The sequence below is a fragment of the Polyangium sp. 6x1 genome (assembly GCF_029946515.1).
In the GTDB taxonomy this organism is placed as follows: domain Bacteria; phylum Myxococcota_A; class Polyangia; order Polyangiales; family Polyangiaceae; genus Polyangium.
Window position 1 is genome coordinate 266,976 of record NZ_JARZHH010000003.1, and the last position, 21,263, is coordinate 288,238.

4 protein-coding genes are annotated in these 21,263 nt (G+C 67.6%); all 4 read left to right on the plus strand.

Annotation, left to right across the window (positions count from 1 at the left end; all coding sequences use genetic code 11):
• The first annotated feature begins 6 nt into the window (after positions 1-6).
• From QHF85_RS06085 to QHF85_RS06100, 4 genes are read left to right on the plus strand one after another with little or no spacing between them, the layout of a single operon-like run.
• Positions 7-17,289, plus strand: coding sequence for a non-ribosomal peptide synthase/polyketide synthase (locus QHF85_RS06085; RefSeq protein WP_281326106.1), 17,283 nt, complete (start codon positions 7-9; stop codon positions 17,287-17,289).
• Positions 17,277-18,908: a cyclic peptide export ABC transporter gene (locus QHF85_RS06090; protein ID WP_281326107.1), complete on the plus strand. Its 1,632-nt coding sequence runs from the start codon at positions 17,277-17,279 to the stop codon at positions 18,906-18,908. Before QHF85_RS06085 ends, QHF85_RS06090 begins: the two co-directional genes overlap by 13 nt.
• The gene (locus QHF85_RS06095) at positions 18,905-20,530 is read left to right on the plus strand and encodes a cyclic peptide export ABC transporter (protein ID WP_281326108.1); all 1,626 of its coding nucleotides are present in this window, start codon (positions 18,905-18,907) and stop codon (positions 20,528-20,530) included. Before QHF85_RS06090 ends, QHF85_RS06095 begins: the two co-directional genes overlap by 4 nt.
• Positions 20,527-21,252: a DUF6875 domain-containing protein gene (locus tag QHF85_RS06100; RefSeq protein WP_281326109.1), complete on the plus strand. Its 726-nt coding sequence runs from the start codon at positions 20,527-20,529 to the stop codon at positions 21,250-21,252. The genes QHF85_RS06095 and QHF85_RS06100 overlap by 4 nt, the downstream gene beginning before the upstream one ends.
• The last annotated feature ends 11 nt before the right edge of the window (positions 21,253-21,263 follow it).

Consider the following 21,263-nt stretch of genomic DNA (forward strand, 5'->3'; position numbering starts at 1 on the left):
ATGAGCATGCACGACGAGAGCGACGAGCTGCGCCAGATGGCGGCGTGGAACGACACGGCGGTGACGTATCCCGAGTGCAAGTGCATTCACGCGCTCTTCGAAGAGCAGGCGGCACGGACGCCGGACGCGGTGGCATTGGTGTTCGCGGAGCAAGAGCTCAGCTACCGGGAGCTCGACCAGCGCTCGAATCAGCTCGCCCACCATCTGCGCGCGCTGGGCGTGGGCCCGGAGGTGCGGGTCGGGCTTTGCGTCGAGCGTTCGCTGGAGATGGTGGTGGGGCTGCTCGGCATCCTGAAGGCGGGCGGCGCGTACGTGCCGCTCGACCCTGGTTATCCGCGGGAGCGGCTGGCCTACATGCTGACGGACGCGCAGCTCGCGGTGCTGCTCACGCAGGAGCGCCTCGAGGGCCGGCTCCCTGCGCACGAGGTTGTCACGGTACACCTCGATGCGGGCGCGGCCGCCTGGCAGGAGCATCCGGTCACGCGTCCCGACGCGCAGGTAGGGCCGGACAACGCGATATACGTGATTTACACGTCGGGCTCGACGGGTCGGCCGAAGGGGGTGCTCAACACGCATCGCGGGGTCGACAACCGCCTGCGCTGGATGCAGCGCGCGTACGGGTTGAAGGCGAGCGACGGGATTTTGCAGAAGACGCCCCTGTCGTTCGACGTGTCGGGCTGGGAGCTGTGGTGGCCGCTGCTCGAGGGCGCCCGCATGGTGATTGCGGCGCCCGAGGGGCACAAGGACCCGCGTTATCTCGCCGCGCTCATCCAGGAGCGTGGCGTCACGGTGGCGCATTTCGTGCCGTCGATGTTCGGCGTGTTCCTGGAGGCGACGGAGCCGCGGGAGCGCGTGTCGTTGCGGCTGGTGTTCACGAGCGGCGAGGCGCTGCCGGCGCACCTGCGTGCGTCCTGGTATGCGGGCAACAAGGGCGAGCTCCACAATCTGTATGGCCCGACCGAGGCCGCCATTGACGTGACGAGCCACGCCTGCCGGCCGGAGGAAGAGGGGCCGGTGCCGATCGGGCGTCCGATCGACAATACGCGGACCTACGTGCTCGACGACGAGCTGCGCCCGGTGCCCGTGGGTGTTGCGGGGGAACTGTATCTGTCGGGCGTGCAGCTCGCTCGCGGCTACCTGAATCGCCCCGAGCTGACGGCGGAGCGGTTCGTTCCGGATCCGTTTTCGCCCGAGGCGGGAGCGCGGATGTATCGCACGGGCGACCTTTCGCGCTGGAACGAGGACGGCGAGCTGGAGTTCTTGGGCCGCATCGACCACCAGGTGAAGATCCGCGGATTCCGGATCGAGCTTGGGGAAATCGAGGCGGCGCTCGCCGCGCACGCGTCGGTGCGCGCGTGCGTGGTGGTGGCCTTGGAGGATGCGTCGGGCGACAAGCGGCTGGTCGCCTACGTGGTGGCTGCCGAGGAGGCGTGGGCGCCGGGGGCATTGCGTGAGCACCTGGGGACGACGCTGCCGGAATACATGGTGCCGTCTGCATTCGTGCGGCTGACGGAGCTGCCGCTGAATCCCAGCGGCAAGGTGGACCGCAAGGCGCTGCCGTCGCCCGAGGCGACGCGCAGCGCGGCGGAGACGTCGTACGTGGCGCCGCGGACCGAGACGGAGCGCGCGCTCGTGGCCATCTGGGAAGAGCTGCTCCACGTGCGGCCCATCGGGGTCCGAGACAATTTTTTCCTGCTCGGCGGCCATTCGCTTCTGGCCTTTCGCTTCGTATCCACCGTCGAGGCGCGGCTCGGGGGCGCGCCGAGCGTAGCGACGCTGTTTCGGCACCCGACGATCGAGGCATGGGCAGCGCTCTGGGACACGACATCGGAGCGATCGGCATTCGCGCCGCAGATCAGCCTCTCGCCGCGCGCGGCGGGTGAGGCTCCGCATGAGGGTTTGTCGGGCACGGAGCGGCGCATCTGGTTTTTGGAGAAGCTGTCGCCCGAAGCACGATCGTACCAAATTCCGCACGTATTCCAGGTGGCGTCCGCACTCTCGGAGCCGGCGCTTCACGAGAGCGTGCGTGCGCTGGGATTGCGCCACGAAATCCTTCGCACGACGTATCCGGAGGTGGACGGCACGCCAAGGCGGCGGGTGTTGGACGACGTGTTCATTCCGATCCGCGTGGAGGATGTCTCGTCCCTGCCCGAAGAGGAGTGCGTCGCCGCATTGCGGGCGCTGCTCGCCGCGGAGGTCGGGACCCGCTTCGACCTGGAGCGTGGCCCGTTGACCCGGGTCCTGGCCGTGAAGACGGCTGCGGACAGGCATGTCGTCGTCGTGCTCCAGCACCACATCATCACGGATGAGTGGTCCTGGGGGATCTTGCTCGCGGAGCTTTCGTCCCTGTACGAGGCGTCGCGCTGCGGGGGGACGGCCGCGCTGCCTCCCCTCGTCGACCAATACTCGGATTACGCGCGCGCAGAGCGGGCGGCGCTCGCCGGCGATGGGCTCGCGGCGTCGCGCGCGTACTGGAGGGACGCTCTCTCCGGCGTACCGCGGCTCGACCTGCCAATGATGTATCCTCCCTCGGGTGCGGGCTCGGGGCCGGAAGGGTGCGTCTCGCTCCATTTGTCGCGGGAGACGAGCCGACGAATGCTGGCGCTCTCGCGCGAAAGCGGCGCGACCCCCTTCATGGCTTGGTATGCGGCCCTTGCCGCTGTGCTGGCTCGGTACAGCCGGCAGACGGACTTTGGCCTCGGCGCGGTCCTCGCGAATCGCCAGGTCGCTGGGACCGAGGCGATTCTCGGGTTCTTCACGAATACGGTCGTCCTGCGGACCGACCTTTCGGGAGACCCGACGTTTGCGGAGCTGCTCGCGCGTGCGCGGCGGACTTCGCTGGACGCGTACGAGCACCAGGCGCTGCCATTCGACGTGGTGGTGCAGGATCAGGGGCTCTCGCGGCAGGCCGGAGAGAATCCGCTGTTCGACGTGACCTTCTTCGAGGTGACGCCGCCGAGCACCGGAGCCGCGGCCGGCTGGTCACCGCTGCTCGGTGCGGTGCCGGAGGGCGGGACGACGGCGAAGAACGCGCTCGCCGTGACCGTGCGCCATGGCGCCGAGGGGACGGTCGTGGAGGTCCTCTACGACACGAGGCGTGTCTCGCGCACGGCAGCGGAGCGGTTGTGCGGGCATCTGAGGACGCTGGTGACGGATGCTGCGGCGCACCCGGACAAACGTTTGTCGGATCTGGATCTCCTGACCGAAGAGGAAACGGAGAAGCTCGCCGCGTGGAATGACACGCCCAAGGTGGACCCCGCCGCCCGGTGCATTCACGAGCTCATTGCGGAGCAGGCGTTGAAGGCGCCGGAGGCCGTGGCCCTCGAGCAGGACGGCCGGCAACTGAGGTACGAGGAATTCGAGGCGCAGGCGAACCGGCTGGCGCATCACCTTCGCAGCCTGGGCGTCGGGCCCGAGGTGCGCGTGGCGCTGTGCGTGGAGCGGTCGTTCGACATGGTGGTGGGCCTGGTCGGGATCCTCAAGGCCGGCGGAGCGTTCGTGCCTCTGGATCCGGCGTATCCGGCGGACAGGCTCTCCCTCCTGCTCTCCGAGGCGCATGCGCCGGTGCTGCTGACGCACGAAAACCTCGAGGACCGGTTCACGGCGCCTGGCGTGACCGTGGTGCGGCTCGACGCGGACGCGTCGCTGTGGGCGTCGCAGCCGGCGACGCCCCCCGAGAGCGGCGTCATGCCGGAGCATGCGAATTACGTGGTGTTCACCTCGGGCTCCACGGGCAAACCCAAGCCGGTGGTCAACGAGCACCGGGGGCTGGCGGCGCGTGTGGTATTCCAGCGCGAGCATTTCGTGATCCATCCGAGCGACCGCGTGCTGCAGAGCGCGGCGGTGGCTTTCGACGGTGCGATCATCGACTGGATGATATCGCTGTGCAACGGCGCCGCGTGCGTGCTCCCGAGCAATGCCTACGGGGCGGTCGATGGCATTGCAGAGTGCCTGGAGAACCGTGGGATCACGGTGTCGTTCATCCCGCCCGCGATGCTGCGGGTGCTGAACTGCCACGCGCCGCATCTGCGGCATATCACGCTGGCGGGCGATGCGGCGTCGCCCGCGCTCGCGGCGCAGTGGGCGAAGGGTCGGAACGTGCTGAACTCCTATGGCCCTACCGAGTTCAGCATCTTCGGAGCGCAGGGGTATTTTGATCCCGAGCGGCCGGAGAGGTTCTCGATCGGCCGACCGATCTATGGCGTGCACATCTACTTGCTCGATGGCGCGAAGAGGCCGGTCCCCATCGGAATGGCAGGGGAGATCCACCTCGCGGGCGTGGGCCTGGCACGTGGTTATCTGAATCGTCCCGGCATGACGGCGGAGCGGTTTGTCCCGGATCCGTTCTCGAAGGAGCCTGGCGCCCGGATGTATTGCACCGGGGATCTCGCGCGCTGGAACGAGGAGGGGGAGTTGGAGTTCTTGGGTCGCGCCGACGACCAGGTGAAGATCCGAGGGTTCCGGATCGAGACCGGCGAAATCGAGGCAGCGCTCGGCTCGCACGCCGCGGTGGGGTCGTGCGTGGTCGTGGCGCGTGAGGATACGTCGGGGGACAAGCGCCTCGTTGCGTATGTCGTGAAGAAGGACGGCGCGGCCGCGCCGGGCGCGTTGCGCGAGCACCTGCAAAGCAGGCTTCCCGATTACATGATCCCGTCGGCCTTCGTCTTCCTGGACGCGCTGCCGCTCTCGCCGAACGGCAAGGTGGACCGCAGGCGGCTGCCTGCGCCGGAAGACACGCGGCAGGCCACGGAGGCGGCCTACGCCGCGCCGCACACGGATGCGGAGCGAGCGCTCGCGGAGATCTGGTCGGAGGTGCTGCGCGCCACGCCCGTGGGAATCCACGACAATTTCTTCGCGCTCGGAGGCGATTCGATCCTCGCAATTCAGGTGGTGGGTCGAGCCAAACGCGCCGGTTTGCACTTGACCGTGCGCGACATGTTCGTGCACCAGACGGTCGCGGAGCTTTCGCAGGCGGCGCGCAGCTCGAGCGAAGCTCTGGTGGAGCAGGGCGCGGTGACCGGCAGGGCTTCGCTGACGCCGAGCCAGCATTGGTTCCTGGGCAAGAATCCCGAAGAGATCCATCATTTCAATCAGGCGATGATGTGGACGCCGTCGTCCACGCTGTCGCCCGAGACCGTGGCGGAGGCCTTGCAGGTCGTGCTCCGGCAACACGACGCGCTGCGATTGCAATATCACCACGCGGAATCCGGGTGGGTGCAGACCCATGCGGAGGAGGTGGCGCTGCCGCTCGAGCGGGTGGACCTCTCGGCGGTGCCGTCCTCGGCACGCAAGGCCGCCGTGCAGAACGTGGCGGACACGTTGCAAGGAGGTTTGTCGCTCTTCACGGGCCCGGTCGCCCGCGCGGCGTGGCTTCATCTCGGCGAGGAAGGGACGCGGCTCCTGCTCGTCGTGCACCACCTCGTCGTGGACGGCGTGTCGTGGCGCATTCTGCACGAGGACCTCGAGCGCGCTTGCCAGGCTCGGATGGCCGGACAAACGCCCGCGCTCGCCGCCAAGACGACCTCGTTCCGGCAATGGTCGGAGCGGCTGCACACATTCGTGGCCGGCGGCGGCCTGTCGGAGGAGCTCGGCTACTGGCAGGCGCAATGCGCGCGCGGCGTGGCGCCGCTCCCGCTCGACCGCGAGGCGGCGCCGGGCACGGTGGGCGAGAGCCGCACGGTGGACGTGGAGTTTTCGGCGGAGGAGACCCGAGCGCTGCTGCACGGCGTGAGCGCAGCCTACCGCACCGAGATCAATGACGTCTTGCTTTCGGCGCTCGCGTTGGCGCTGAGCGCGTTTTGCAAGACGAATACCATCTGCGTCGACCTGGAGGGGCACGGGCGCGAAACGGTGGTCGAGGACGTGGACGTGTCCCGCACCGTCGGATGGTTCACGGCCATGTTCCCGGTCTGGCTGATGGTGCCGGATGACGCCGATCCTGCGGCGCTGCTGAAGGGGATCAAGGAGCAGCTCCGGTCGGTACCGAGCCGAGGCGTGGGATATGGCTGGCTGCGATATGCGCATCCGGACGCGGCGGTGCGTGCCTCGCTGTCGGTCGATTCGCCCGTGGTGTTCAATTACCTCGGGCAGCTCGACATGGCGGCGCAGGGCCGAGGGTTGCTCGGGCCGGCGGGCGAGTCGACGGGGAGCGACACGAGCCCACGGATGAGGCTGTGGCACACGCTGGCGGTGAACGGCGGGGTTTGGCAGGGACGACTGCGGTTCGAATGGACGTACAGCCCCGTGGTGCACGACGCGTCCACGGTGGAGCAGCTCGCGGCACGGTTCGTCGCTTCGCTACGACGGCTCATCGCCCATTGCACGTCGGGCGAGGCATTTGGATACACGCCCTCGGACTTCCCGCTCGCGCGGCTCGGGCAAGAGGCGCTGGACGGCCTCTTCGGGACCCTGCGCGGCGTGGAGAGCGTCTACCCGCTCTCGCCGCTTCAGGCAGGGCTTTTGTTTCACGCTCTGCGTGAGCCGGAATCGCCGACCTACACGGTTCAGCTTGCGCTCGAGCTGGGCGGCGAGGTGGACGCCGCGGCCCTCGAGAGCGCATGGAAGACCGTATTCGCACGGTATGCGGTGTACCGCACGTCGTTCGTGTGGCAGGGGGTCCCGGAGCCGCTGCAGGTGGTGCGGCACAGCGTCTCCTTCGCAATGCCGAGGTACGACTGGTCGTCCCTGGACGCGGCCGAGGCGGAGGCGCGGTGGGAAGCGCTGCAGCGCGAGGAGCGCGCCGCGGGCTTCGAGCTCACGTGCGCGCCGCTCGCGCGTGTCGCGCTCGTGCGGATGCCGGGAGGTCGGACGTGGATGCTGAAGACCACACACCACATCCTGTCCGACGGCTGGTCGATGCCGGTCGTGCTCGGCGAGCTGCAGGCCGCTTATGCCGCATTTCGCGGCGGGAGCAGGCTCGTATTGCCGGAGCCGGCGCCCTACGAACGTTATATCGCATGGCTCGCGACGAGGGATGAACAGGCGGCCGCAGCGTTCTTCGCCGATTACCTGGCCGGCGTCGAGGAGCCGACGCGGCTGCCTTTCTCGCCGCCCGAGGTGATGCACGCCGAGGCGACGCGGGAACACGCGAATCGTATTGCCTCGTTGACCGCCGTCGAGACCGCGGAGCTCACGGCATTCGCGCGACGGCACGGCCTGACCGTGAACACGGTGGTGCAGGGGGCGCTCGCGCAGATCCTCGGCCGTTATGCGGGACGAAGGGATGTCGTCTTTGGCATGACGACCTCCGGCCGCAGCGCGCCCATCCCCGGCATCGAGCGGATGGTCGGCCTGTTCATCAACACGCTGCCGCTCCGGGCCCGCTGGTCGGGAGCGGAGGGCGTGGTCGAATGGCTCGAGCGGCTGCAAGCCGAGCAGGCCGAGCTGCGCGCCCACGAGGCGACCCCGCTTTACGAGGTGCAGCGATCGTGCGCAGTGGGCGGCGGCCGCGCGCTGTTCGACACGCTCCTCGTCTTCGAGAACTACCCGGTGGACGAAGCTGCGCAGCAGGCCGAGGTCCTGCCGATCGTGAGCTTCCGGAGCTTCGAGCAGACGAGCTATCCGCTCGCCATTGCGGTGGTGGTGAGCAAGACGCTCGACCTGCACTCGATGTGGGATCCCGCGGTGCTTCGCGAAGAAGACGTCGCGCGGATCGGGGGGCACCTGCGCGCCATGCTCCTCGACATGATCGCGCACCCGGACAAACCTCTGTCCGAGCTCGATCTCCTCACCGAGGCGGAGCGCAGGCAGCTCGCTGCCTGGAATGCCACGGCGGCGTCCCCCCCGGAACACTGCATTCACGCGCTCTTCGAGGAGCAGGCGGCGCGGACGCCGGACGCGGTGGCATTGGTGTTCGCCGAGCAAGAGCTCAGCTACCGGGAGCTCGACCAGCGCTCGAATCAGCTCGCCCACCATCTGCGCGCGCTGGGCGTGGGCCCGGAGGTGCGGGTCGGGCTTTGCGTCGAGCGTTCGCTGGAGATGGTGGTGGGGCTGCTCGGCATCCTGAAGGCGGGCGGCGCGTACGTGCCGCTCGACCCTGGTTATCCGCGGGAGCGGCTGGCCTACATGCTGACGGACGCGCAGCTCGCGGTGCTGCTCACCCAGGAGCGTTTGCAGGACAGGCTCCCTGCGCACGAGGTTGTCACGGTACACCTCGATGCGGGCGCGGCCGCCTGGCAGGAGCATCCGGTCACGCGGCCCGACGTTCCGGTAGGGCCGGACAACGCGATTTATGTGATTTACACGTCGGGCTCGACGGGTCGGCCGAAGGGGGTGCTCAACACGCATCGCGGGGTCGACAACCGCCTGCGCTGGATGCAGCGCGCGTACGGGTTGAAGGCGAGCGACGGGATTTTGCAGAAGACGCCTCTGTCGTTCGACGTGTCGGGCTGGGAGCTGTGGTGGCCGCTGCTCGAGGGCGCCCGCATGGTGATTGCGGCGCCCGAGGGGCACAAGGATCCTCGTTATCTGGCCGCGCTCATCCAGGAGCGTGGCGTCACGGTGGCGCATTTCGTGCCGTCGATGTTCGGCGTGTTCCTGGAGGCGACGGAGCCGCGGGAGCGCGTGTCGTTGCGGCTGGTGTTCACGAGCGGCGAGGCGCTGCCGGCGCACCTGCGTGCGTCCTGGTATGCGGGGAGCAAGGGCGAGCTCCACAATCTGTATGGTCCGACCGAGGCCGCCATTGACGTGACGAGCCACGCCTGCCGGCCGGAGGAAGAGGGGCCGGTGCCGATCGGGCGTCCGATCGACAACACGCGGACCTACGTGCTCGACGACGAGCTGCGCCCGGTGCCCGTGGGTGTTGCGGGGGAACTGTATCTGTCGGGCGTGCAGCTCGCTCGCGTCTACCTGAATCGCCCTGAGCTGACGGCGGAGCGGTTCGTTCCGGATCCGTTTTCGCCCGAGGCGGGAGCGCGGATGTATCGCACGGGCGACCTTTCGCGCTGGAACGAGGACGGCGAGCTGGAGTTTTTGGGCCGCATCGACCACCAGGTGAAGATCCGCGGATTCCGGATCGAGCTCGGCGAAATCGAGGCGGCGCTAGCTGCGCACGCGTCGGTGCGCGCTTGCGTGGTGGTGGCGTTGGAGGATGCGTCGGGCGACAAGCGGCTGGTCGCGTACGTGGTGGCGGCCGAGGAGGCGTGGGCGCCGGGCGCATTGCGTGAGCACCTGGGGGCGACGCTGCCGGAATACATGGTGCCGTCTGCATTCGTGCGGCTGACGGCGCTGCCGCTGAACCCCAGCGGCAAGGTGGACCGCAAGGCGTTGCCATCGCCCGAGGCGACGCGCGGCGCGGCGGAGACGTCGTACGTGGCGCCGCGGACCGAGACGGAGCGCGTGCTCGTGGCCCTATGGGAAGAGCTGCTCGAGGTGCGGCCCGTCGGCGCGCACGACGACTTCTTCCTGCTCGGCGGCCACTCGCTCCTGGCGATACGCATGGTGTCCGGGGTGAAGGCGACGTTCGGGCGCGAGCTGACCGTGGCAACGCTATTTCAACAATCGACGGTGGCGGCCCTGGCTGCGTCGCTGGACGGGATGGAGAATCGATCGGCGCCCGCGGCCGCCCTCTCTCCCGCCGCGCGTGGCGTGGCCGAGCCCGCGTACACCGAGCTCTCGGGGACCGAGCGGCGGACGTGGTTCGCCGACAAACTCTCGCCCGAGGCGCTGTCGTACCAGGTCCCGCAGATGTTCGTCGTTCGAGGCGCGCTCTCGGAGGCGGCGCTGCGAAAGAGCGTGACGTTGCTCGCGGAGCGGCAGGAGATCCTGCGCACGACGTATCCCGAGGTGGACGGGGTGCCGAGGCGCGTGGTCGCGGAGAGCGTGTCGATTCCGGTGCGCGTGGAGGACGTCTCGCCCGAAGCATCGCGGGAAGCTGCATTGCGCGCGCTCCTGGAGGCCGAGATCGGGGTTCGTTTCGACCTCGCAGCCGGACCGCTGACGCGTGTGCTCGTCGTGAGCACGGCGGCCGAGCACCATGTCGTGCTCATCCTACAACACCACATCGTCACCGACGAATGGTCCAGCGGCGTACTGCTCTCCGAGCTCTCACGCCTGTACGAGGCGTGCTGCCGGGGCGAATCTGCGGGTTTGCCGCCGCTATCGTACCAGTTCGCCGATTACGCACGGGCGGAGCAGGATGCGCTGACCGGAGGCGGGTTCGGGGCGTCGCGTTCGTACTGGAAAGACAAACTCGCGGGCGTGCCGCGGCTCCAGTTGCCCATTCTTCGCCCCGCCTCGGGGGGCGGCCCAGGCCGCGAAGCGAGCGTGATGCTGCGCATTCCAGCGCATGCGAGCCGCGCGCTGCATGCGCTGGCGCGTGACTGCGGTTGTACGCCGTTCATGGCGTGGTATGCGGTGCTCACGTCGGTCCTTTCGCGATACAGCGGCCAGAAGGACTTCGGATTGGGCGCAGTGATCGCGAACCGCGAGGTGCCGGGCGCGGCCAACCTCCTGGGCTTCTTCACGAATACGGTCGTGCTGCGGACCGACCTCTCGGGAGACCCGACGTTTGCAGAGCTGCTCGCGCGTGCGCGGCGGACGTCGCTGGACGCGTACGAGCACCAGGCGCTGCCATTCGACGTCGTGGTGCAGGATCAGGGGCTCTCACGGCAGGCCGGAGAGAACCCGCTGTTCGACGTGGGTTTCTTCGAGGTGACGCCGAAGGCCACCGGAGCCGCGGCCGGCTGGTCGCCCGTCGTTCATGCGGCGCACGAGGGCATGACGACGGCGAAGGACGCGCTCGCCGTGTCCGTGCAGCACTCGGCCGAGGGGACGGTCGTGGAGGTCCTGTACGACACGAGGCGTGTCTCGCGTACGGCAGCGGAGCGGTTGTGCGGGCATTTGAGGACGCTGGTGACGGATGCCGCGGCGCACCCGGACAAACGTTTGTCGGCTTTGGATCTTCTGACCGAAGAGGAAACGGAGAAGCTCGCCGCGTGGAATGACACGCCCAAGGTGGACCCCGCCGCGCGGTGCATTCACGAGCTCATTGCGGAGCAGGCGGCGAAGGCGCCGGAGGCCGTGGCCCTCGAGCAGGACGGCCGGCAACTGAGGTACGGGGAATTCGAGGCGCAAGCGAATCGGCTGGCGCACCACCTTCGCAGCCTCGGCGTCGGGCCCGAGGTGCGCGTGGCGCTGTGCGTGGAGCGGTCGTTCGACATGGTGGTGGGCCTGGTCGGGATCCTCAAGGCCGGCGGAGCGTTCGTGCCTCTGGATCCGGCGTATCCGGCGGACAGGCTCTCCCTCCTGCTCTCCGAAGCGCATGCGCCGGTGCTGCTGACGCACGAAAGCCTCGAGGACCGGTTCACGGCGCCCGGCGTGACCGTGGTGCGGCTCGACGCGGACGCGGCGCAATGGGCGTCGCAGCCGGCGACGCCCCCCGAGAGCGGCGTCAGGCCGGAGCATGCGAATTACGTGGTGTTCACCTCGGGCTCCACGGGCAAACCCAAGCCGGTGGTCAACGAGCACCGGGGGCTGGCCGCGCGTGTGGTATTCCAGCGCGAGCATTTCGTGATCCATCCGAGCGACCGCGTGCTGCAGAGCGCGGCGGTGGCTTTCGACGGTGCGATCATCGACTGGATGATATCGCTGTGCAACGGCGCCGCGTGCGTGCTCCCGAGCAATGCCTATGGCGCGGTCGATGGCATTGCAGAGTGCCTGGAGAACCGTGGGATCACGGTGTCGTTCATCCCGCCCGCGATGCTGCGGGTGCTGAACTGCCACGCCCCGCATCTGCGGCATATCACGCTGGCGGGCGATGCGGCGTCGCCCGGGCTCGCGGCGCAGTGGGCGAAGGGTCGGAACGTGCTGAACTCCTATGGCCCGACCGAGTTCAGCATCTTCGGAGCGCAGGCGTATTTTGATCCCGAGCGGCCGGAGAGCTTCTCGATCGGCCGACCGATCTATGGCGTGCACATCTACTTGCTCGATGGCGCGAAGAGGCCGGTCCCCATCGGAATGGCAGGGGAGATCCACCTCGCGGGCGTGGGCCTGGCACGTGGTTATCTGAATCGTCCCGGCATGACGGCGGAGCGGTTTGTCCCGGATCCGTTCTCGAAGGAGCCTGGCGCCCGGATGTATTGCACCGGGGATCTCGCGCGCTGGAACGAGGAGGGAGAGCTGGAGTTCTTGGGTCGCGCCGACGACCAGGTGAAGATCCGAGGGTTCCGGATCGAGGCCGGCGAAATCGAGGCAGCGCTCGGCTCGCACGCCGCGGTGGGGTCGTGCGTGGTCGTGGCGCGTGAAGATACGCCGGGGGACAAGCGCCTCGTTGCGTATGTGGTGGCGAAGGGGGGCGCGTGCACGGCAGGCGATCTGCGGGCGTGGATCCGCGCGAGATTGCCGGAATACATGACGCCGTCGGCGTTCGTGTTCCTCGACAAACTGCCGCTCTCCGCGAATGGCAAGGTGGACCGCAAGGCGCTGCCGTCGCCCGAGGCGATGAGCGGCACGGAGACCTCGTACGTGGCGCCGCGGACCGAGACGGAGCGCGCGCTCGTGGCCCTATGGGAAGAGCTCCTCGAGGTGCGGCCCATCGGCGCGTACGACGACTTCTTCCTGCTCGGCGGTCACTCGCTTTTGGCGGTGCGACTCGTGTCCGCGGTGAAGGCGCGGCTCGGGCTCGGGCTGACCGTGGCGACGCTGTTTCAGCAATCGACGGTGGCGGCCCTGGCAGCGTCGCTGGACGGAACGGAGAAGCAATCGGCCCCCGTGGCCGCCCTCTCTCCCGCCCCGCGCGGCGCGGCCGAGGCTGCGTACGCCGGCCTCTCGGGGACCGAGCGACGAATGTGGTTCGTCGACAAACTCTCGCCCGAAGCGCTGTCGTACCAGGTCCCGCAGATGTTCGTCCTTCGAGGCGCGCTCTCGGAGGCGGCGCTGCGAAAGAGCGTGACGTTGCTCGCGGAGCGGCAGGAGATCCTGCGCACGACGTATCCCGAGGTGGACGGGGTGCCGAGGCGGGTGGTCGCGGAGAGCGTGTCGATCCCGGTGCGCGTGGAGGACGTCTCGGCGCTGCCCGAGGCATCGCGGGAAGCCGCATTGCGCGCGCTCCTGGAGGCCGAGATCGGGGTTCGTTTCGACCTCGCAGCCGGACCGCTGACGCGTGTGCTCGTCGTGAGCACGGCGGCCGAGCACCATGTCGTGCTGTTCCTGCAACACCACATCGTCACCGACGAATGGTCCAGCGGCGTACTGCTCTCCGAGCTCTCGTGCTTGTACGAGGCGTGCTGCCGCGGCGATCTTGCGAGTTTGCCTTCGCTCTCGTACCAGTTCGCCGATTACGCACGGGCGGAGCAGGATGCGCTGACCGGAGGCGGTCTCGGGGCGTCGCGTTCGTACTGGAAAGACAAACTCGCGGGCGTGCCGCGGCTCCAGTTGCCCATTCTTCGCCCCGCTTCGGGGAGCGGCCCAGGCCCCGAAGCGAGCGTGACGCTCCGTATTCCAGCGGATGCGAGCCGCGCGCTGCATGCGCTGGCGCGTGACTACGGTTGTACGCCGTTCATGGCGTGGTATTCGGTGCTCACGGCGGTTCTGTCGCGCTACAGTGGCCAGAAGGACTTCGGGCTGGGCGCGGTGATCGCGAACCGCGAGGTGCCGGGCGCGGTCAACCTCCTGGGCTTCTTCACGAATACGGTCGTGCTGCGGACCGGCCTTTCGGGAGACCCGACGTTTGGCGAGCTCCTCTCGATGGCGAAGCGCACGTCCGTGGAGGTCCACGAGCATCAGGCATTGCCGTTCGACGTGGTGGTGCAGGACCAGGGGTTGTCCAGGCACGGCGATGAGAATCCGCTGTACGACGTGCTCCTCTTCGACGTATCGGCGCCACACGCCGGGATCGCGGCCGGGTGGTCGCCGCTCCTCGAAGCGGTGTCCCCCGGTGTGACAACCGCAAAAAACGCGCTGGTGTTCGCCGTGGTCCATGACGCGGAGGGGACCGGCGTCCACCTGGCCTATGACACGACACGCGTGGACGATGTCGCGGCGAAGCGGCTGGGCGAGCACCTGCGCACCTTGCTCCTCGACGCGGTGGCGCACCCTGACAAACCCCTGTCCGAGCTTGCCTTCCTGACCGAGGTGGAGCGCGGGCAGCTCGCTGCGTGGAACGATACGGCGGCGGCGTATCCCGAGGGCAAGTGCATTCACGACCTCTTCGAGGAGCAGGCCGCGCGGACACCCGACGCGGTGGCATTGCTATTCGACGAGCAAGAGCTCACCTACCGAGAGCTCGACGAGCGCTCGAATCAGCTGGCCCATTACCTGCGCGCGCTGGGCGTGGGTCCGGAGGTGCGGGTGGGGCTATGCGTCGAGCGCTCGCTGGAAATGGTGGTGGGGCTGCTCGGCATTGTCAAGGCGGGCGGCGCGTACGTGCCGCTCGACGCCGGCTATCCGCGGGAGCGGCTGGCCTACATGCTGACGGACGCGCGGCCCGCGGTGCTGCTCACCCAGGAGCGCTTGCAGGACAGGCTATCTGCGCACGAGGCCGTGACGGTGCACCTCGATACGAGCGCACCTCCTTGGCAGGAGCAGCCCCTCACGCCTCCCGATATCCAGGTAGGGCCGGAAAACACGGCTTACGTCATCTACACGTCGGGCTCGACGGGGAGGCCCAAAGGCGTCCAGGTTCTGCACGGCGCGCTGAAGAACCTGCTGCACGATTTCGCCGAAACGATGGCGGTCGGGCCCCGGGACGCGATGCTTGCCGTCACGTCGCTGTCCTTCGATATCGCCGGGCTGGAGCTGTTCATGCCCTTGATCCGGGGAGCGTCGGTCCACCTCGCGTCGCAGGAAGACGTGAGCAATGGGGAAGCGCTGGTGAGCGCCCTGGAGCGCGCGACGATGATGCAGGCGACGCCTGCGACGTGGCGCATGATCCTCGACGCCGGCTGGAAGGGCGGAAGGCCCCTGCAGGTGCTGTGCGGCGGAGAGGCGATGACGCCGGATCTCGCGGCCAAGCTCGCACTCCGGGCATCGTCGGTCAGGAACGTGTATGGGCCGACGGAGACGACGATCTGGTCTGCGCAATATCACGTCGGCGCCGAGCCGAGCTACGTCCGGATCGGCCGAGGTATCGCGAACACGCAGTTCCACGTGGTCGACCGCCATTTGATGCAGGTCCCGGTGGGCATCCCTGGGGAGCTGTATATCGCGGGCGCCGGGCTCGCTCGCGGCTATCTGGGGCGCCCCGGGCTGACCGCGGAGCGCTTCGTCCCTGACCCGTTCTCGAATGTGCCCGGGGCACGGATGTACCGCACGGGTGACCTCGCCCGGTGGGACGCGAATGGAGAGCTGGAGTTCCTCGGACGCATCGATCACCAGGTGAAGATCCGAGGTTTCCGTATCGAGCTCGGGGAGATCGAGGCGGTGCTGTCGTCCCACCCGGCATTGCGAGCGTGCGCGGTGGTCGCATGGGAGTACGCGCCCGACGACAAGCGGCTGGTTGCGTATGTGGTGCCCGGGGAAGGCGAATGCACGGAGGGCGCGCTGCGCGAGCACCTTCTGGCCTCGCTGCCCGCGTACATGGTACCCTCTGCATTCGTGCGGCTGGCGGCGTTGCCGCTGAATCCCAGCGGCAAGGTGGACCGCAAGGCGCTGCCGGCGCCGGAAATGACGCGTGGCGCGGTGGAGACCTCGTACGTGGCGCCGCGGACCGAGACGGAGCGCGCGCTCGCCGAGCTGTGGTCGCAAGTGCTGCAGATCTCGCCCGTCGGGACCCACGATAACTTCTTCACGCTCGGAGGGGACTCGATCCTCGCGATTCAGGTGGTTGGGCGCGCCAAACGAGCCGGCCTCCACCTGACCGTGCGCGACCTTTTCGCGCACCAGACGGTGGCGGAGCTCGCGCATGCGACGCGCCGAGAGAGCGCGGTCCTCGCGGAGCAGGGCGCCGTGACCGGGACGGTCCCGCTGACGCCGATTCAGCACTGGTTCCTGGATGGCGATCCCGTGGACGCCCATCATTTCTGTCCGGCAATGTCGTGGACCCCGCCGTCCGCGGTTTCGCCAGAAGTCGTCGCAGAGGCGCTGCGGATTCTGGCGGAGCAGCACGACGCATTGCGACTCCGATATCGTCGCACCGACGCCGGGTGGGTGCAGGAGCACGAGGAGGGGGCGACCCTGGGGCTCGAGCGGGTCGACATGTCGTCGCTTCCGCCCTCGGCTCGTGATGCCGCGTTGAAAAAGGTGGCGGAGGTCCTGCAACGAGGCATGAACCTGTCGAGCGGCCCGATTTTCCGCGCTGCATGGGTGGATCTGGGCGACGGCGGGGCGCGGCTGCTCCTCGCCATGCACCACCTCGTCACGGACATCGTGTCATGGCGCATCGTGTGCGAGGACGTGGAGCGCGCCTGCGACGCGCTGAGCGCTGGGCGTACACCGAATCTCGGACCCAAGACGACGTCCCTTCGCCAGTGGTCCGAGCGATTGCACGCGTTTGTCGGGGGCGGTGGCCTATCGGAGGAGCTCGCGTATTGGCAGACGCAATGCGCCCGCAGCGGGACGCCTGGCGCGCAGGGCCGCGACGGCGCGGTGGGGACCTTCGGCGATAGCCGGACCCTGGAGGTGGAACTGCCTTCGGCGGAGACCCGCGCGCTCCTCCACGACGTGGGATCGGCGGGTGGGACGGAGATCCATGCGGTCCTGCTATCGGCGCTCGCAGAGGGATTGAGCGCGTCCTCCGGGACGGATACGGTCTGCGTGGCGCTGCAGCATCATGGTCGCGAGCCCTTGGTGGAGGACGTCGACGTGTCCCGCACCGTGGGGTGGTTCTCGTCGCTGTTCCCGCTCTCGCTGCGAGTTCCTCCGGGGGGAGAGCCTGCTGCGCTGCTGAATGGCGTGAAGGAGCAGCTCCGGTCGGTGCCGGGGCGCGGCGTGGGATACGGATGGCTGCGGTATGCGCACCCGGACGAGGCCGCACGCGCGTCGCTCACCGTGCCAATGCCGGTGCTGTTCAACTATCTCGGGCAGCACGAGCCAGGCTCGGCCTGGGAGTTCGCGGGGACGGAGCATACGAGCGCGAGCCCAAACATGGCGCTGTTCCATGAGCTCGTATTGAGTGGCATCGTGATGCAAGGGCGCCTGCGGCTCACGTGGAGCTACAGTCCCACGATTTACGAAAAATCGACAGTGGAGAGGATCGCGGAAGGGGTCCTCTCGTCGCTGCGACGCCTCCTCGCACACTGCACCTCGCACGACGCATTCGGGGACGCGCCTTCGGGCCCCTCGACCGCATGCGAGGGGGGCGCCTCCACGGGCGTGGATGCTCGCTTGATCGCGGGGCAGCAATGTACGTCCTAGACCTCCTCCGCGAGGAGGCGAAGGGGCAGCGGGCTGCCATTCTCGCCGTCGCGACGATGGCGGGCATCGCGAACGCGCTCCTCCTCGTCGGCGCCAATGTCCTCGCCGGGTCCCCGGAGAAGGCGGACGTGCGGGCGCTTTTCCTGTTCGGTTTGACGATGGCCGTCTACGTCCTCGGCGCTCGATCGACGTTCCACCGGACGACGTCCCTCGTCGAGGCTGTGCTCCACCGCATTCGGACGAGGATCGTCGAGAAGATCGAGCGAACGGAGCTCGAGGGGCTCGAGCGCGTCGGGACCGCAGAGATCTTCGACCGCGTCACGGAGAACATGTCCGTCGTGTCGGAGCAAGGGTGGGTGCTCGGGAGCTTTTTGCAGGCGCTCTTCGTCCTCGTGTTCGGGCTCATTTACATTGCGACGATCTCGCTTCCAGCCTTCGCGCTGATCGCGCTCATGCTGGTGTTCGGATTCTTCATCGTTCAATACAGATTCGAAGAGGTCGTGGATGTGCTGCGCCAGATGGGGCAGCTGCGGCTCGAGTTCTTCGAAAGGGTGATGGATCTGCTGAAGGGCTTCAAAGAAGCCAAGTTCAGCCGCCGGCGTGGCCGCGAGATCCACGACGATATCGTGGGGATGGCCGAATCTCTCCGCACCGGCGCCGTGAGGACGGCCGACGGGCTCAGCGGCGTCCTGGTCATGCCCAACTGCGTCCTGTACATCTTGCTCGGGGCGGTCGTTTTCACCCTGCCCAGGTACATCGACGTGGATACGCAGACGATGGCCAGCCTGGTCACGTGCACCGCGTTCGTGTGGGGCCCCTTCACCAGCGTGGCCGGAGGGCTCAATGCGGTGTTTCGATCCAGCGTCGCATTCGAGCAGATCCGGACGCTGGAGGGGAAGCTCGATGAGGCCGTTCAGCGAGCGGCCGTCCAGAAGACCGAGGATCCGTGGAACGGTCGCATCGGCACCCTCGAGGCACACGATATCGTGTACGAGTATCCCACAGGCAACGGAGACAAGAGCTTCCGCGTCGGCCCCCTGAGCCTCGACATCGAGCCGGGCGAGGTCGTTTTCCTCGTCGGTGGGAACGGGAGCGGCAAATCGACGCTGCTCAAGGTGCTCACGGGGCTCTACCCGCGGAGCGGCGGAGAGCTGCGCGTCGGCGGTGTCCTCGTCCAGCCGGAGAACGTGGCGGCATATCGCGAGATGATTTCGGCGATCTATTCGGACTTCCACCTCTTCTCCAAGCTCTATGGCATGCTGGACGCGGAGCCGGGGGCGGTGCGCGCGTTGATCGCGGAGATGGGCCTCCAGGGGAAGACCTCTTTCGAGGCGCAGCAATTTACCCGGCGCGCTCTGTCGACCGGCCAGCGCAGGCGTCTGGCCACGATCATGACGCTGCTCGAGGACCGCCCCGTGTATGTATTCGACGAATGGGCCGCCGACCAGGATCCTGGATTCCGCAGGTACTTCTACGAGGAGCTCGTGCCCGCGCTGAAGCGCCGGGGCAAGACGGTCATCGCCGTCACCCACGATGATCGCTACTTTCATTGCGCGGACCGCGTCATCAAGCTGAGCTACGGGAAGGTCCAGGCGACCACCCGCACGGATGCGCCTTGACGATCGTCGACCTCATCACCCAGGAGGCGGGAGGCGAGCGCCGTCGCATCCTCGTGGCGGCGTGCCTGGCGGGAGCCACGAGCATGTTCGTGCTCATCGGGGCGAACGTCGTCGCCAGCGCGTCGGAGCGCCCGGGGCTGCTCGCGGCCGGCCTCTTCGCGCTCGTCGTCGTTGGCCATTATCTCAGCGCGAAATACGTGTACTACCGGACGGCCACCGTCGTGGAATCGGCGCTGCACCGGATCAAGATCAGGATCGTCGACAAGCTCGAGAAGGCGGACATCCAGGGGGTCGAGCGCATCGGCACGGCGGAGATCCACGACGGGATCACGGAAAACCTGAGCGTCGTGTCCAACTACGGGCCGCTGATATCGGCCTTCTTGCAAGCGGCCATCATCCTGGCGTTTGCGGTGCTGTACATCGCCTGGATCTCCCTGCCGACCTTTCTTGCCATCACGTTCCTGCTCACCATCGGCTACTCGACGTACCGAGAGAGGGCCAAGGAGCTCGAGCGCTATTTGCAGCGCCTCGGGGATGCCCGCGTCGCATTCTTCGATCTGCTCACGGATCTGCTGAAGGGCTTCAAGGAGGTCAAGCTCAGCCGAAGGCGCGGTCGCGACATCTGCACCGACATCGAGCAGTCGTCGGAGGCGCTGCGGGGATTCAACCTGAAGTCCGGCGAGATGAACAGTGACAACTTCATCTTCGCCAGCGGCAACCTCTATGCGCTGCTCGGCGTCATCGTCCTCGTCATTCCACAGCACATCGACGTGGAATCGTCTGCGCTGGTCGGCATCGTCGCGGCCATCCTGTTCCTTTGGGGGCCCATGACCGTGCTGATCACGGGGGCGCCTGCATACATCCGCTCGAATGTGGCGCTGGACCGAGCGCGGACGCTCGAGGAAAAGCTCGACAAGGCCATCCAGGAGACACGAATCGCGCTGGACGTCGAGGACGCGTGGCAAAGTGGATTCGGCGTCATCGCAGGGCGCGGCATCGAGTTCGAATACGTCTCCGAGGACGGCGATGGCGCGTTCCGCATCGGACCCCTCGACGTCGACATCGCGGAGGGCGAGGTCGTGTTCATCGTCGGCGGGAACGGGAGCGGCAAGTCGACGGCCCTCAAGGTGCTCACGGGGCTGTATCCGCCGACGGGCGGTGAGCTCCTGGTCGGCGGGATACGCATCGATTCCAGCAACGTCGCCGCGTACCGGGAGAAGATCTCGGCGATCTATTCGGACTTCCACCTGTTCGCCAAGCTCTACGGGCTGCTCGACGTCGACCCGGCGGCCGTGCATCGGCTGCTCGCGCAGATGGATCTGCAGCAGAAGACGTCGTTCGAGAACAAGGGCTTCACGAACCGCAATCTTTCCACCGGACAGCGCAAGCGCCTGGCCATGATCGTGGCGCTCCTCGAGGACCGGCCCATCTGCGTGTTCGACGAATGGGCCGCCGATCAGGACCCCGAGTTCCGCGCGTACTTCTATGAAGAGCTTTTGCCGGCGCTGAAGCAGCGAGGGAAGACGGTCATTGCAGTCACCCACGACGACCGATTCTTCCACTGTGCGGATCGAGTGATCACCATGGAGTATGGCCGTATTCGGTCTATGGAACGCACATGAGCCCGAGAATTGAGGAATTGGCCAGCGAGCCTGTATTGATCAGCGCCGAGCAGCTCGTCGACCAGAGCGCAGGTCTGCCGGCAAACGCCCGCGCGCAGCTCTTCGAGGTGCTGGCCTGGCTCGAGAGCTCCATCGCCAAGCCGAATCCGCAGATCGGTCGCAAAGGCCACGTGTGTCCGTTCGTCGGACCTGCCCTGACCCGCTTCCGGTCGATCCGCTTTCATGTGTACCAGGGCGAGCTCCGCCAGGCCGCCGTGGAACCGGTGCTGCGCGCGCTTGCTGCGCGCTTGTCGACGCTGCAGCCCACCACCGGAGTCGGCCGGGAATTCCGCGCGATCCTCGTCCTGTTCCCGGAGCTGCCCGACGACGGCGGGCCGGTGCTGATCGACCCCGTGCAAAAGGCGCTGAAGCCCGAGATCACTGCCAAGGGCTTGATGATAGGACAATTCTATCCCGGCTGCCCCGAGCCCGGCTTGCACAACCCCGATTACCGCCCGCTCGAGGCGCCGCACCCGATGCTCGTGATTCGCTCGATGCAGCTCACCGATCTGATGTTCTTGTTTTCTCTCCCGGACTGCCTGCGCGCGTACGTGCGGAAATTCGGTGTCTCCTCCCGCGACGAGCTCATGGCGCGCGTCGCGGCCGCCGACATCCCGAAGCTGCCGACGCTCTGGGAGGACGTCATGGACTCCGCATTTCCACTCGAGGCGAACGTCGATTGATGGAGTACCGT